14 protein-coding genes and 1 tRNA gene are annotated in these 14,314 nt (G+C 58.4%); 1 reads left to right on the top strand and 14 read right to left on the bottom strand.

The genetic code is table 11. The annotated features are described in order from the left end of the window. Positions 1 to 34: 34 nt before the first annotated feature. The 7 genes from OLX77_RS12515 to malQ all read right to left on the bottom strand — a co-directional run bounded on the left by OLX77_RS12515 (position 35) and on the right by malQ (position 5,388). The gene (locus tag OLX77_RS12515; protein ID WP_307633946.1) at positions 35 to 970 is read right to left on the bottom strand and encodes a SufB/SufD family protein; all 936 of its coding nucleotides are present in this window, start codon (positions 968 to 970) and stop codon (positions 35 to 37) included. Further along, complete coding sequence (locus OLX77_RS12520) at positions 957 to 1,679, bottom strand: ATP-binding cassette domain-containing protein (RefSeq protein WP_307633947.1); 723 nt, start codon at positions 1,677 to 1,679, stop codon at positions 957 to 959. The genes OLX77_RS12515 and OLX77_RS12520 overlap by 14 nt, the downstream gene beginning before the upstream one ends. A gap of 97 nt (positions 1,680 to 1,776) precedes the next feature. Beyond that, positions 1,777 to 2,229: a CBS domain-containing protein gene (locus OLX77_RS12525; RefSeq protein ID WP_307633948.1), complete on the bottom strand. Its 453-nt coding sequence runs from the start codon at positions 2,227 to 2,229 to the stop codon at positions 1,777 to 1,779. Positions 2,230 to 2,286: 57 nt separating this feature from the next. Next, positions 2,287 to 2,814: a DJ-1/PfpI family protein gene (locus OLX77_RS12530; RefSeq protein WP_307633949.1), complete on the bottom strand. Its 528-nt coding sequence runs from the start codon at positions 2,812 to 2,814 to the stop codon at positions 2,287 to 2,289. Between the two features lie 275 nt (positions 2,815 to 3,089). Further along, a tRNA-Glu gene (locus tag OLX77_RS12535) sits at positions 3,090 to 3,165 on the bottom strand. A 101-nt stretch (positions 3,166 to 3,266) separates the two neighbouring features. Beyond that, entirely contained in the window at positions 3,267 to 3,839 is a 573-nt protein-coding gene (locus OLX77_RS12540) for a flavodoxin family protein (RefSeq protein ID WP_307633950.1), read from the bottom strand. Position 3,840: 1 nt separating this feature from the next. Continuing rightward, the gene (gene malQ / locus OLX77_RS12545; RefSeq protein ID WP_307633951.1) at positions 3,841 to 5,388 is read right to left on the bottom strand and encodes a 4-alpha-glucanotransferase; all 1,548 of its coding nucleotides are present in this window, start codon (positions 5,386 to 5,388) and stop codon (positions 3,841 to 3,843) included. 245 nt (positions 5,389 to 5,633) lie between these two features. On the opposite strand from malQ, the gene OLX77_RS12550 reads away from it, so the two are divergent. Beyond that, complete coding sequence (locus OLX77_RS12550; protein ID WP_307633952.1) at positions 5,634 to 7,289, top strand: Na/Pi cotransporter family protein; 1,656 nt, start codon at positions 5,634 to 5,636, stop codon at positions 7,287 to 7,289. 10 nt (positions 7,290 to 7,299) lie between these two features. On the opposite strand, the gene nadD is transcribed toward OLX77_RS12550, so the two are convergent. The 7 genes from nadD to OLX77_RS12585 all read right to left on the bottom strand — a co-directional run bounded on the left by nadD (position 7,300) and on the right by OLX77_RS12585 (position 14,198). Continuing rightward, positions 7,300 to 7,968, bottom strand: coding sequence for a nicotinate-nucleotide adenylyltransferase (nadD, locus tag OLX77_RS12555; RefSeq protein WP_307633953.1), 669 nt, complete (start codon positions 7,966 to 7,968; stop codon positions 7,300 to 7,302). A gap of 22 nt (positions 7,969 to 7,990) precedes the next feature. Beyond that, positions 7,991 to 9,247 (bottom strand): glutamate-5-semialdehyde dehydrogenase, encoded by a 1,257-nt coding sequence (locus tag OLX77_RS12560; RefSeq protein WP_307633954.1) that lies wholly within the window; start codon positions 9,245 to 9,247, stop codon positions 7,991 to 7,993. A gap of 140 nt (positions 9,248 to 9,387) precedes the next feature. Beyond that, a complete protein-coding gene (gene proB, locus OLX77_RS12565; protein WP_371877511.1) occupies positions 9,388 to 10,509 on the bottom strand; it encodes a glutamate 5-kinase in 1,122 nt (373 codons plus the stop codon). 35 nt (positions 10,510 to 10,544) lie between these two features. Next, positions 10,545 to 11,552, bottom strand: a complete 1,008-nt coding sequence (gene obgE / locus OLX77_RS12570; RefSeq protein WP_307633956.1) for a GTPase ObgE — start codon at positions 11,550 to 11,552, stop codon at positions 10,545 to 10,547. A gap of 162 nt (positions 11,553 to 11,714) precedes the next feature. Beyond that, positions 11,715 to 11,993 carry a 50S ribosomal protein L27 gene (gene rpmA, locus OLX77_RS12575; RefSeq protein WP_307633957.1) on the bottom strand — a complete coding sequence of 93 codons (279 nt, stop codon included), beginning with the start codon at positions 11,991 to 11,993 and terminating at the stop codon, positions 11,715 to 11,717. 85 nt (positions 11,994 to 12,078) lie between these two features. Then, on the bottom strand, positions 12,079 to 12,390 hold the full coding sequence (gene rplU, locus OLX77_RS12580) for a 50S ribosomal protein L21 (RefSeq protein WP_307633958.1): 312 nt from the start codon (positions 12,388 to 12,390) through the stop codon (positions 12,079 to 12,081). A 266-nt stretch (positions 12,391 to 12,656) separates the two neighbouring features. Next, positions 12,657 to 14,198 (bottom strand): Rne/Rng family ribonuclease, encoded by a 1,542-nt coding sequence (locus OLX77_RS12585; RefSeq protein ID WP_307633959.1) that lies wholly within the window; start codon positions 14,196 to 14,198, stop codon positions 12,657 to 12,659. Positions 14,199 to 14,314 lie beyond the last annotated feature (116 nt).

Below are 14,314 nucleotides of genomic sequence, written 5' to 3' on the forward strand. Positions count from 1 at the left end.
GTCCTTGCCTGTGGGCCGGCCCAGCTTGCCCTTATCACCGCAGGATCCCCTTGACGATGACCTCCACGGCCTCTTCAGGCGTGAGTCCGTGCACCATGAGGGTTTCAAGCTGCCGCTTGTCCACGCTGCCGATGGCCGCCTCATGGGTCACCTTGGCCAGGGGGTTGGTCACCCGCACCACCGGGCTGGCGCTGGCAACGGCATGATCCTTGACAATCTCCAGACAGTCCACATGCCCTCTGGCCCCGGCGGCATTGCCTTCCGTGATCCCGGTTATCTCCGCCGTTGCCTCATCCTCGATCGCAACCCGTGTTTTTATCAGCCCCCGGGAGTTCTCTCCGGCCAGCACCACCTTTTCCTTGATCACAATGGCATCGGACCCATGGCCGAAGACCCTTGTCAGCAACTCGACCACGCCATTTTCTTCCGCCTGGACCGCGTAATCAATGGCCAGCCTGCCGACCCGGCCGGTAATCAGCGTGAACGCACCCAAATATCTGCCGTTTTTTCCGACCCTGACAAGGGCCTTGGGGATGGCCTCAACCCCGCCATGCCTGCCGTGGAAGTGGATCTCAGTATAGCGCATTTCCGCGCCTTCCCCGATATCGATCGCCGCATCCATGGTATGGAGCACCTGCTCAGCCTCGGGGAAGATACAGTGGGCGATAAACGAGGCGGCGGCATTCTTTTCAAGCTGCACCTCCATCTGGATATTCTGACTCCCCCTTGTATGGAGAACGCCGAAACAGAGATGGACCGGGTTCTTGAGCCGCACCCCTTGCCGCACCCTGACCTTGGCGCTGATCCCCGACGCGGTTGCCTGCGCCTCGACCTCGATTCCCTCGATCTCCCGACTGCTCAAGATCGTATGCCCGTCGGCGACCAGATGGGCAGTGGCGCTGTCCGCCAGGATCGCCCGGTCACCGCCGGCATTGCCGAAGGCCTTCATTAATTGCTCAAGGGCGTTCATCGACACATACCTCGGTTGCACAACCCGAACATTGCCGCGACTTGTAATATGCCGCCACCTCTGCCGGAGTTCCGGAACAGACGACTTTCCCCCGGCAGATCTGCGACGCCTGGTCGGCAATCAGGGCAATCTCCTCGCGGTGGGTAATGAGCAGCACCGCCGAGCCGTGTTCCTTGCAGGCGGCGATCACATTGATGATGTCTTGGATGGAGAGCATGTCGATGCCGGAATCGGGCTCATCGAAGATGGCGAGCCTGGGATGCAAGGCCAGGATGGAGGCAAGCTCAATCCGTTTTCTTTCCCCGCCGCTCAACGATCGGTCCACCATCCTCGCCAAATAACGGCCGGGCTCAAGACCGACCATCGCAAGGTAGGGGGCCGGGTCCAGATCCCTCTGCTTCAGGGTCAGATACTGGGCCACGGAGATGCCTTCAAATCGTACCGGCTCCTGCCAGGCCATGGTGATGCCCAGTTGCGCCCTTTCATGGATCTTAGAGGTCTGGATGGCCTTACCGGCAAAGAGGATCGTCCCGGAGGTGGGACGGTATCCCTCGCAGCCGGCGATGAGATAGGCCAGGGTGCTCTTGCCGGTGCCGTTGGTACCCAGCAGGGCATGGACCTCTCCCGCCTCAACCGAGAGGGAAAAGTCATCGAGAATCTTTGTCGTGTCCACCTGAAAGGAAAGGTTTTTTATCTCAAGCAGCGCCATTTTGCTTTGCCAGCTCCAGAATCAAAACAAGACAGGGGGGAGGTTTCTCTTATTTTTCCGCCTCGGGACAAGGCCGAAAGTCCGGGACAAATCGGTTTCAGCGCTCCCTGGTTCGGGCTTCACGGGCCTGTTCGCGGGGGGCAACCTTGGCCAGCGCGGCAAGCTCCTCGGCGAGAAGATCGAGCAGGTCATCCACCGACATGATCCCCACCAAGCCGCCATCCTGACCGATCACCGGGATACGGCGGATGCCGTGCGCCCGCATGAGGCGAATGGTTTCCACCACCCCCGCTGTTTCCTGCACACTGACGAGCTGCCCTCCCATGATCTCGCCTGCGCTGAAGTCGGCAACCGGCAAGGATTTGGCCACGATCTCGATCACGATATCCCGGTCGGTCACCATGCCCACCGGCACCCGTTTTCCCGCGATCTCATCCACCACCACCAGATCGCCCACATGATACCGGCGCATGAGTTCCGCCGCCTCGATGATGCTGGTTGTTCTGGTGGCAAAAACGACTTCTCGGTTGCAAAACTCTCCAATAGGCATAGTCTCATTCCTCCCGATCGCCCGATAGCTTGATGCGCGCCGTTCTTCTTTCTTTGACTATTTCTCTGGGGTGCCGGACCGTTGCAAAAGTTCGGCAATTTTCTGGCCAAACAAGCGGGCGCTCTTGGGACCATCGGCGGTGACCAGATTACCGTCCACCGTGACCTCTGCCCCGGTGTAATGCGCGCCCTTGCCCTCAATCCCCTTGATCTCACTGGAGAAAACCGTGGCCTGCTTGCCCGCGAGCAAGCCAGCATTGGCCAGGATTACCGGGGCCACGCAGATGGCCGCCACAACCTTGCCCTGGCCAGAGAACTCTTTGGCAATCCGCAGGGCCTCGGGGTTGCTAAAATAGAGCTTGGAGCCGGGCCCCCCTACAAAAACCACCGCCTTGTATGCAGCACCCTTCACCTCGGCCAGGGTAAGGGTGGCGGTGGCCGCCCTGCCAAGCGAACCAGGGCAAACCCCCTTGACCAGACTGGCGATCACCGTTTTATGCCCCTCCTTTTCCAGCTCCGCCTGGGTAAGGAACAGCTCCTCATCCCTGAATCGCTCCGGGGCAATGATCATCAGCACTGTCGCCATGGAAAAACCTCCGCTGCGCATCGGCTCGGGTCATCCGCCCGAGACCTTCCGCTCCGCTTCTCAATCCCGACCCCTTCGACCGAAACACCCGGTCTCGCCGATGGGGATCTCGGTTCATAATCAGCCTATCACATCTTCCCCCCTGTATTCCACGGAGATTTTTCCCCCGGGTTCTCGAACCAACAACGCACGATTGCCGGAAAAGCGCACTGGCCGCCGCCCCCAAAACGAAAAAAGGAGTTACGTCATATGACGTAACTCCTTATATTCTCACTTGGTGACCCCTACGGGACTCGAACCCGTGTTACCGGCGTGAGAGGCCAGCGTCCTAGACCACTAGACGAAGGGGCCATGCTGTGCGCCATTATCTAAATGATGGGAGGGAATTTGTCAATCTTTTATTCCGCGCCTATGCTCTTCCAACCAGGGGAAAACATCGCAACCATCCTGTTTCAATCCATAAATTTTCTCCCCGCCTCTTCCGCCCGGGTCAGGGTGGCCGCGTCCTTTGCCATGTCCCCGCGGCCATCCATGCCCTTAACGAGAAACTCACCGCCATAGCCCATGCCCATGGCGTCAAAAGCATACTTGGCCGTAAGAATCGCGCCCTCAAAAACCCTTTCCCCGTGGGTGGCGGATACCGCCAGCAAAAAACCCTTACGGCTTGGATCTTTGCGCCACTCTCCTTTTTCGGTGAGCAGCCGTTTCCTGTTCCACAACGCTTGGCAGCGGTCGACAAATCCCTTGGCCTGGGCAGTGATCCCGTAAAAATAGATGGGCGAGGCAAGAATCAGCCGCTGGCAGGCAAGGATCTTCGGATACAGCTCCTGCATGTCGTCTTCCAGCACACATTCCCCTGCCTTGTCGCAGCCGCCGCAACCGATACAGGGCTGAATACGGAGATCGCAGAGACGGATCATCTCTATCTCGCCCCCAGCCGCCGCCACCCCTTGCAAGACAGTGCGGAGCAAGGTTTCGGAGTTCCCTTTTTTTCGCGGGCTGCCGCTCAAGGCCAGAACCTTCATCTTATTTCCCCTTATTACAAGAAACAACAGGTGCGGCAGGCCGCCGGTTATAAAACACCACCTCATCGCGTAACGCTCGTGCCGCGGTATCGTTCATAAATCTGGCCGCGCACCGCCAGCGCCAGTTCCCTTCGGAGGTGCCGGGGATGTTCATCCGGCAATCGCTGCCAAACCCCAAGACATCCTGGAGCGGGACAATAACCAGATCGGCCACCGAGCCATAGGCAAGACGGATAAAATCCCAGTGGATGGCGCTGCCCGGCTGGCTATGGGCATAACGCAGGGCCCTGGCCTTACTGCTCTGCATCACCGTATCGCTGAAATACCAGCCCAGGGTGGTATCGTTATCGTGGGTCCCGGTATAGACCACACAATTGACCGTCGTATAGTTATGGGGCAAATACGCGTTATGCTCGTCGGAATCAAAGGCGAACTGCAGCACCTTCATCCCGGGAAAGCCGAGGTTGTCGCGGAGCAATTCCACCTCGGGGGTGATAACCCCCAGGTCTTCGGCGATGATGGGCAGCGCACCGAGATGTTTTTTCATCTCGTTAAAAAATGGCAATCCCGGCCCCTTGATCCACTCCCCATTGACGGCGGTTTCCTCACTGGCCGGGATCTGCCAGTATGCCTCAAAGCCGCGGAAATGATCGATCCGGACCACATCCACTGTCTGACAGATATGGCGGAACCGCTGCCCCCACCAGGCGAGCAGGGACGCATTCAGCACCCCCCGATCGCTGTACCACTTAAAAAGCGGATTTCCCCAACGCTGGCCGGTATCGCTGAAATAATCAGGAGGCACGCCGGCCACATGGGTTGGCTGCCCGGTTTCGCGATCAAGGAGAAAGCACTCCTGATTCGCCCAGACATCGGCGCTGTCCAGGGCGACATAGATGGGGATATCGCCGATGAGCCGGATGCCATGGCAATGGGCGTAATCCCAGAGGATCTGCCATTGGGAGAAAAAGCAGAACTGGACAAACTTATGAAAGAGGATGCGTTCCGCCAGGGTTTCCCGCCACAAAGCAAGGGCTTCCGGCTTGCGGCGGCCAATATCCTCGGGCCAGGCAAACCAGGGCTGCAAATGAAACTCCTCCCGCAGCGCCATGAAGAGGGCATAGTCGTCCAGCCACTCCATGGCCTGACAGAAAGCGGCGAAGGGGGATGACGCTCCGGCCGCACGAAAGGCAAGAAAAGCGCGGGCCAGGATCTTCTCGTTGAAATCACGCACAGCGGAAAAATCGACCAGGTATTCGGAAAATGTCGCGGGGATCTCCACCTGCTCCGGCCGCAGAAAGCCTGCGCCAACAAGCTGCGCTGCATCGATGAGCAACGGGTTGCCGGCAAAGGCGGAGAGACTCATATAGGGGGAATTGCCGGAGATCTCGGTCACCGGGCCATAGGGCAGGATCTGCCAATGGGACTGACCGGCCGCCTTCAGATAATCGATGAACTCGAACCCCCCCTTGCCCAGGGTGCCGATGCCAAAAGGGCCGGGCAGGGAGGTGAGATGGAGAAGGAGGCCGCTGCTGCGCTGGGTGTGCATGGTTGTAAACCGCTCTTTTTTGACTGGCTGTTATGAAGCGAACCGTTCTGCTGTTCGCTTCGGGAGACACGGGCAGGCAGCTCTTATCATACAGAAAGGGCACTCCCGGCTCCAAGGAAAAAACTCCTGGCCAACCGAGCAAACGGGGGGCAGGAAATATTTTCAATATCATCAAGCAATTGCCGATCCCTCGTACTCCAGGTATGATAGGACAAAACATCCTGTGAAAAAAAGGAGCGCATGGCATGAACCTTTCCAGCCTTGGCAGTTTTATCGGGGGCATCGGTCTTTTTCTCCTCGGGATGCAGCTCATGACCGAGGGGTTCAAGATCGCCGCAGGCAACACCCTGCGCGCCATTCTGGAACGCTCCACCGCGACGCCGCTTAAGGGCATCCTTTCCGGCGCCCTCATCACCTCCCTGGTGCAATCCTCCAGCGCAGTGACCGTGGCCACCATCGGCTTTGTCAACGCCGGGCTCGTGGATCTCATGCAGGCCATCACCATTATCTATGGGAGCAATATCGGCACCACCATGACCGGCTGGCTGGTGAGCCTGGTCGGCTTTCGATTCGACATCAAAATCATTGCTCTGCCCCTCATCGGCTTTGGCATGCTTCTGCGCCTCAGCAAGGGCAACAGCCGCGCCGGCGCCATCGGCGAGGCGCTTGCCGGTTTCGGTGTTTTTTTCATGGGCATCGACCTGCTTCGCACCACCTTTATCGGGACAGGCGTCAACCTGCCCCTCGCTCTTCTCGGCGGGGGGGTGGGGAGCAATTTCGCCTTCCTGGCCCTCGGCTTTCTGCTCACCGTGGCCATGCAGTCTTCCAGCGCGGCCATTGCCATCACCCTCACCGCCGCGGCCGGAGGCTTCATCCCCTTTGACAGCGGGGCCGTCCTGGTTATCGGCGCCAACATCGGCTCAACCTCTACCGCCGCTCTGGCTGCGCTGGGCGCCACCCCCAATGCCAAGCGGGTCGCCACGGCCCACGTCATCTTCAACCTGGTAACCGGCGGCGTGGCCCTTCTGCTGCTCCCATTTCTCCTTAAGCTCCTGACCATCTTCCCCGAGCTCTTGCAAGTACAAGGCAACGCCACCTTCCTGCTGGCCCTGTTCCATTCCGTCTTCAACATTCTCGGGGTCTGCCTGATGTGGCCGTTTAGCCGCAGCTTGGCAAAACAGCTCAAGGGGTGGTTCCGCTCCCATGAAGAAAACGAGGCCCTCCCCCTCTATCTGGACAAAAATATCGCCGCCACCCCGGTGCTCGCCTTCCATGCCCTGGCCAAGGAAATTGAACGGATCGGCAACATTGCCCGCCGCATGGCCAAGGGCGCTATAAGCAGCGAATCCGGTCCCAGCCTCCAACTTGACACCGACCGTCAGGTTCTGCTCAAACTGGAGATCGAGGTGGGAAATTTCATCAACCTGATCCGGAGGGGCAACCTGCCGGAGGAACTCGACCATGTCCTGCCCAATGCCCTGCGGGTCACCAGCTACTACCGCGAAGTTGCGGACGTGTCCCTGCGGATTGCCCAGATGCAGCAACAGAGCCGCCTGTTGGCGAATACAGCCCTCGCCCAGGAGATAGGTCTGTACAAACAGCATGTGGTGAAACTGCTTGATTTGACCGATGTGGCCAAGGAAGACTATGCGCCAGAGGAGTGTGCCGCGCTGTTTCAGGAAACCGAGGAAATGTACCGCCACCTCAAATCAAGCCTGCTCAAGGCGGGAACCAAGAACCTTCTGCCGGTGGGGCTAATGGTGTCGCTCATCGACCTGATGAGCGATGTGCGGCGCATTGCCGACCAGATCGAAAAAGGGGCCATCTACCTGACCACCCTGACCAAGGCTACCCCGGAAGAGGATGAGAAAGAGACCGTGCCTGACGAGAGTGCGCCCTAAGCAAGGGACATCACCGATAGAGACCCTGGGCCGCAATGTAGTCCGCGACCGCCGAGGGGACAAGGGTTCCGATCTCCTTGCCCTGCCGGACTGCTTCCCGGATCTCGGTGGAAGAGACCTTGACCGGCGCCATGGCCACCGGATGGATCCCCCCTTGGCCGGACTCGCCCTGCCAAAAGCCTTGGGCTTCGTTTAAGGTATAGCCGGGAAAATTCGCGGCCACGGTCTGGCCGCACGACTGCTGACAGTGGTCGGGCCGGCCGATTACCACGAAGGAGGCGTAGTTCAGCAACTCGCGGTACGCCTTCCAGGTGTGGATCTCGGCAAAGGCATCCATGCCGATGATGAAAAAGAGATGCACCTGATTGCCAAGACTCTGGGCCAGGGTGCGCAGGGTATCGATGCTGTAGGATGGCCCGACCCGCTCCGCCTCGAGACGGGAGACGGAAAAACCGGGAGTATTGGCCACCGCCAGCTCCAGCATGGCGGCCCGATGCACAAAGGGAGAAATGGTATAGGTCGGCTTATGGGGGGGAAGAAAGGCGGGGACAAAAAGGATGTTCGACAGGGCCAACGCCTGGTGGACCGCCTCGGCCACAGCGAGATGGCCGTTATGCACCGGGTCAAAGGTGCCGCCCAGAATACCGACCCGGGTGCCGAGATTGCGCGGAAGTTCCACCCTACTCTCTCCCAAGTCCTGCTTAAGCGCGGACCTGCCCTTCGCCGTAGACGATGAACTTCCTGGTGGTCAATTCCTTGAGGCCCATGGGGCCATAGGCATGCAGCTTGGTGGTACTGATGCCGATCTCTGCACCCAGGCCGAACTGGCCGCCGTCGGTGAAGCGGGTTGAGGCGTTGATCATCACCGCCGAGGCGTCGACCTCGCGGAGAAAACGCTGCCCGTTCCCATAACTATTGGTGACGATCACCTCGGTATGCTGGGAACCGTACTGGATAATATGGGCCATGGCCGCATCCAGATCATCCACCACCCGTACAGCCAGGATCAGCTCAAGAAACTCCATGCCGAAATCCGTGGGCAGGGCCGCAGTGATCTCAGGCAGGATCGCCTTGCTCTGCGGACAGCCGCGCAGTTCGACCCCTGCTCCTTTCAAGGCACTCCAGACCTTGGGCAAAAATGCCGCGGCAATATCCTTGTGGACCAGCAAACACTCCAGGGCATTGCACACCCCGGGCCGCTGCACCTTGCCGTTCATGACGATATTCACCGCCATCTCCAGATCCGCGCTCCCATCGACAAAGACATGGCAGACGCCCTTGTAATGCTTGAGCACCGGGATACGGGAGTTCTCGGCCACGAAACGGATCAAGCCCTCGCCCCCTCTGGGGATGATCAGATCGATCTGATCATCCAGGGCAAGCATCGCCGTTACCGCCTCGCGGTCGGTGACCGGGATCACTTGCACCGCCGCGGCCTCGATCTGCTCGGCGGCCAGCGACTCCTGCAGCACCTTGGCCAGGGCCAGATTGGAATGGATGGCCTCGGAACCGCCCCGCAGGATAATGGCGTTGCCCGCCTTGAGGCAGAGGGCCGCAGCATCCACGGTCACATTGGGGCGTGACTCGTAGATCATGCCGATAACACCCAGAGGAATACGCATCCGGCCGACGGTGATGCCGCTCGGCCGCTTGGCCATCTCGTCGATCTCCCCCACCGGATCGGGCAGGGCCGCAACCTCGCGCAAACCGCCGACCATGCTGTCGATCACCTTGTCGGTGAGCGCCAGCCGATCGAGCATGGCGCTGGACAGCCCCTTGGTGCGGCCCGCAACCAGATCCTTTTCATTCTCCTGCTGGATATACGGCTTCTGGGCAAGAAGCGCCTCAGCCATCTTCAGCAGAGCATTATTCTTGGCCACGGTGGAAAGATTGGCCATATTCCGGGACGCTTTTTTAGCCGCCACCGCCATCTGTTTGATCGTTTCCTGGATGGACATCACATACCCCCAGCTGTTGAATAAAAAAAAGATTACAGGTAACGGTTAAGCAGTGCCGCAGATGCGCGAAAGAGGCCTGCGAAGTGTGCTATTGCACATGAGCAGGGCGATGACAAAGCAGATGTGGTGCTGCTTAACCGTTACAGGATGACAAGATTATCGCGGTGGATGACCTCATCGCTATCCTTGGGCCGTTCCAACACCGCTTCGATCTGACTGGTCTTGACGCCCTTGATCCGGTCGATATCGGTGGAAGCATAGTTGACCAACCCGGCGGCAAGGGGGTCGCCCTTCTCGCTTAAGCAATGCACCGGAGCTCCGATGCCGAACTTGCCCCGAACCTCGATGATCCCGGAAGGAAGCAGGCTTTTCCCCCCCTGCAACAGGGCCTTGCAAGCACCCCCATCAAGGACCAGCGAGCCTTGGGGCCGCAGGGTATAGGCGATCCAGTGCTTGCGACTCGCCATTTTTTCCTTCTCAGGCAAAAAGAAGGTCCCGATCAAGTCCCCGGCAAAAAGACGGGAGATGGTATCCGGTTCCCGCCCCGGACCGATGAAGGAACACCCGCCCCGCGCCGCCACCATCTTTGCGGCCTTGACCTTACTCCCCATACCACCGGTGCCCAGAGCGCTCTGCACATTGCCGACCATAGCCTGCACGGCCGCGTCGATTTTGGCCACGGTATGGACCGGTTTGGCCTCGGGATTGGTCAGGGGATTGGCGGAAAAGAGACCCGGCACATCGGTGAGACAGACAAAGATGTCCGCCTCGGTGAGATTGGTGACCATGGCGCCCAGGGCGTCGTTGTCGCCAAAGCGCAGCTCTTCGACGGAGACGGTATCATTTTCGTTGATGATGGGGACCAAGCCCCAGTCCAGCAAGGTAAAGAGGGTATTGCGGACATTGAGATAACGGTCCCTGTGGGACAGGGCGTCGTGGGTAAGCAGCACTTGGGCCACCTTCTGGCCCAGCTGTTCGAAGATCTTTTCATAGGAGCGCATCAGGCTGCTCTGGCCGATGGCGGCGGCAGCCTGTTTTTCCCGCAGGGTCAAGGCGCGGTCGCCAAGGCCCATCTTCCGCCGGCCGGCCGCAACAGCCCCGGAACTGACCAGGATCACCTGGTGACCACTTTGGCGAAGGGTACATATCTCCTTGGCCAAAGCGTCCAAGACAGGCAGGTTCAGCCCTTCACCGGTGGTGAGAACGGCACTGCCCACCTTGATCACGACCCTTTTGGCCCGGTCGAGAAACCGACGCCGCAGCGCCAGCTCTTCGTCATGCTCCATCGCTGTGGTCATCACGCCTCTCTTTCTGTCAGCATCTCTCCCAACGCTTCCTGCAACTGCACGAGCCCTTGCCCGGTAAGCGCCGAAATGGCAAGCGGCCTGACTCCTTCCGCTTTAAAAAACAGCTCCTGCAAGGCAGTAAGCCGTTGCTCGTCTTCCAACAGATCAACCTTGTTCAGCACCACCAACCGCTGCCTGTCCATCAACTCTTCATTGTATACACGCAACTCGTTTTCCAAAGTGCGGTATTCCTCCAAAGGCTGCTCGTCCGGGGTTGAGGCGTCAATGACATGGAGGAGGATCTGGGTGCGTTCGATGTGGCGGAGAAATTTGTGGCCAAGACCTGCCCCGGTATGTGCGCCCTCGATCAACCCAGGAATGTCCGCAATGATATAAGCACCGGAATCGGGAAGATTCATGACGCCAAGCTGCGGCTCCAGGGTGGTGAAGGGATAGGGCGCGACCTTGGGGTTGGCGGCGGACAATTTGGAAAGCAGCGTAGATTTACCGGCGTTGGGCAGGCCGATCAGACCGATATCCGCCAGCAGCTTCAGCTCGATGCGCAACCAGCGCTCTTCGCCGGGTTCGCCCTTGGTGGCAATACGGGGCGCCCGGTTCTGGGCCGTGGCAAAATGGACATTGCCCTTGCCGCCCTCGCCGCCTTTGGCGGCAACAAAACTGTCGCCTTCGTGCAGCAGTTCGGCGAGGATCTCACCGGTTTCCGCGTCTTTGAGAATGGAACCGAGGGGCACATACAGGGTAAAGCTCTCCCCCTTGCGGCCGTACATCCTCTTGCCGCGACCGGAAGTGCCATTCTGCGCGAGAAAATGGGATTTAAAACGAAAATCAAGAAGGGAGGCAAGCTTGCGTGAGGCCTCGATTGTCACCGAGCCCCCATCGCCGCCATCACCCCCGTCGGGGCCGCCTTTGGGAACAAATTTTTCCCGTCGGAAACTCAGACACCCATTGCCGCCGTCGCCGGCCTTGACAAAGAACTTTGCTTCATCGATAAAAGCCATCGTCGCCGCCAGTAAAGGATTGCTGCCAGAGACTGCTACGGCAAGTTACAGTGCAAACGCAAACGCGGATACACACCATGAATAAGCCGTTGCAAAGTACCACAGCTTTCCTACTCTCGCCGTTAACAGCAGCCTCAAGGACCGCTGCTTGGTTACGGCTTTTTACGCAGCTACCTCTACCTTGGCTTCAACCGGGTAGATGCTGACCCTTTTTCTGTTACGACCGAACTCTTCGTATTTCACAACGCCGTCAATCTTGGCAAACAGGGTGTAATCGCGACCCAGGCCAACATTCTTGCCGGGATGGATCACGGTGCCGACCTGGCGGACCAGGATATTACCGGCCCGGACAATCTGTCCGCCGAATCTCTTCACCCCGCGCCGCTGTGAATTACTGTCACGACCGTTTTTTGAGCTACCGCCCGCTTTCTTATGTGCCACAATAACACCTCGTGTGTTTCAAGGCTGATGGAGCGTTAAACCCGCATCAGTTTTTTTTCGACTGCCCACACCGTTTCCTGCCTGATTAGGCGGAAATCTCCTTGATCTCAAGGGAGGTAAACGGCTGACGATGACCAGTTTTTACGCGATAGGCCTTACGCCGTCTCTTCTTGAAGATCAAAACCTTTTTGGCTTTGTCCTGCTCAATGATGCAGGCCATGACCTTGGCTCCGGCAAGAACGGGCTGGCCAATCTTGACCTCCTCCCCATCGGCAATGAGAAGAACATCGGACAATTCAATGGTATCACCAATATTGCCGGCAAGTTTCTCAACCCGGACGCGCTCGCCAGGTGCAACCTGATACTGTTTACCGCCGGTACGAATGATTGCGTACATAATTCCTCCAACAACTGAACTCTTCAACAGACAAACGGCTGATGTCAGCCGACTCGATGAACAATACTTCTTTTTTTGACCCGCGCCAGGATAGCTTCGCCTCACGACGAAAACCACCGAACAAGAATGAGCCAACAAGCCAATCTCGCCTAGTGCGTGAAACCGATCTTAATACCATACAGGGCTACATTGTCAAGCAAGAATATTCCCATATCCCAGCAAAACCCATCCCAGCATCGCACTTTGCTAATTTGCTCTCGGGGAGATTACTCCCTGCCCCAGAGAATTTCGTATTTTTCCAGATGCACATCCTTGACCGGCTCAATAATGATCTGCTTGCCCGTGGAGCCCTGGAGATAATCGATGGTGGACGCCTCTTCCTTGAGCATCATGGCCGCCACCCTCTGGTGCACCCGGAGGACGACATTGTCCGCCGAGGCCTTTTTCGCCTCACGCTCCACCTTGCGGAAAATCTCATAGCAGATGGTCCGGCCCGACTTCAGCATCCCGTCGCCGTGGCAATAGAGGCAGGGCTCGCACATCATGTGCCGCAGATCCTCGCGGTTACGCTTGCGGGTCATCTGCACCAGGCCGAACTCGGAAACCCTGAGGATGTTGATCCGGCTCTTATCCTTTTTGGCCGCCTCCTTAAAGGCGGAAAAGACCTCATCCCGGTGGATCTCCTCATCCATGTCGATGAAGTCCACAATAATGATCCCGCCGATATTGCGCAGCCGGAGCTGGTAGGCGATTTCCTTCACCGCCTCCATATTGGTCTTGAAGATGGTTTCCTCCAAACCGCTTTTCCCGACATAGCGACCGGTGTTGACATCGATCACCGTGAGGGCCTCGGTGGTTTCGATGATGATGTAGCCCCCGCAGCGGAGCCAGATCTTTTTGTCCAGCGCCCGGTTGATATCCATCTCGACCCCGTGGCTGTCGAAGAGGGGAATCGGACTATCGGAAAGGTGCACCCTGCCCTGGAGCTTCGGGGCAAAGGTTTCGACAAAATGCTGCACCCGGTTGAAGGTTTTCAGGTCATCGACCACCACCCGCTCCACCTCCGGCGAGAAGATATCGCGCACCACCCGCAGGGTGATATCAAGATCCTCATACACCAGGCTCGGCACCGGGGCCTTGACCGCGATATCCTGAATCTCCCCCCAGGTATGGAGGAGAAACTCCATATCCGCTTCCAGATCCTCGTTGGTCGCGTTCTCCGCCACGGTCCGCACGATAAAACCGGTGCCGGCCGGCCGCAGGGTTTCGATATCCTGACGGAGCTGCTTGCGCACGTTTTCGTCTTCGATCTTGCGCGAGATCCCGATATGATCGGTCATGGGCATGAAAACCAGGTTCCGGCAAGGCAGGGTGATATTGCAGGTCAGCCTGGCGCCCTTGGTGCCGAGAGGCTCCTTGCAGATCTGCACCAGGATATCCTGCCCCTCGCTGAGCAGATCGCCGATATTCAGACCGGGGGTGCGCCTGCAGAGGGAATCCGGAGTCTCGTTGCCGCAACAGCCGCCGCCGCAATCCTCGGGCCGGTCGCTTTTGGCCAGCCGCTTTTCAAAATCGTCGGTGGTGATATGGACATCATCCACATAGAGAAAACCGGTGCGCTCAAGGCCGATATCGACAAAGGCCGCCTGCATGCCGGAGAGCACCCGGACAACCTTACCCCGGTAAATGTTGCCGACCAGCCCCTTCTCCCGAGGCTGCTCCAGATAAAATTCCACCAGATTGCCGTGTTCCACCAGGGCAATCCGAATCTCATAGGGCGTGGCGTTGATCAGTAGTTCAGTAGACATGATTCTCACCAGACAGGTTCAGGTACAATTTAGCTCCATGCATGACCCAGCGCAGAAAAGGCGCCAAGGCCAATATTTTCAGCATCTCCCCATGCTCTGCACAGGAGATGCGATCG

It is taken from the genome of Thiovibrio frasassiensis, from assembly GCF_029607905.1.
GTDB classification, from domain to species: Bacteria; Desulfobacterota; Desulfobulbia; order Desulfobulbales; family Desulfurivibrionaceae; genus Thiovibrio; species Thiovibrio frasassiensis.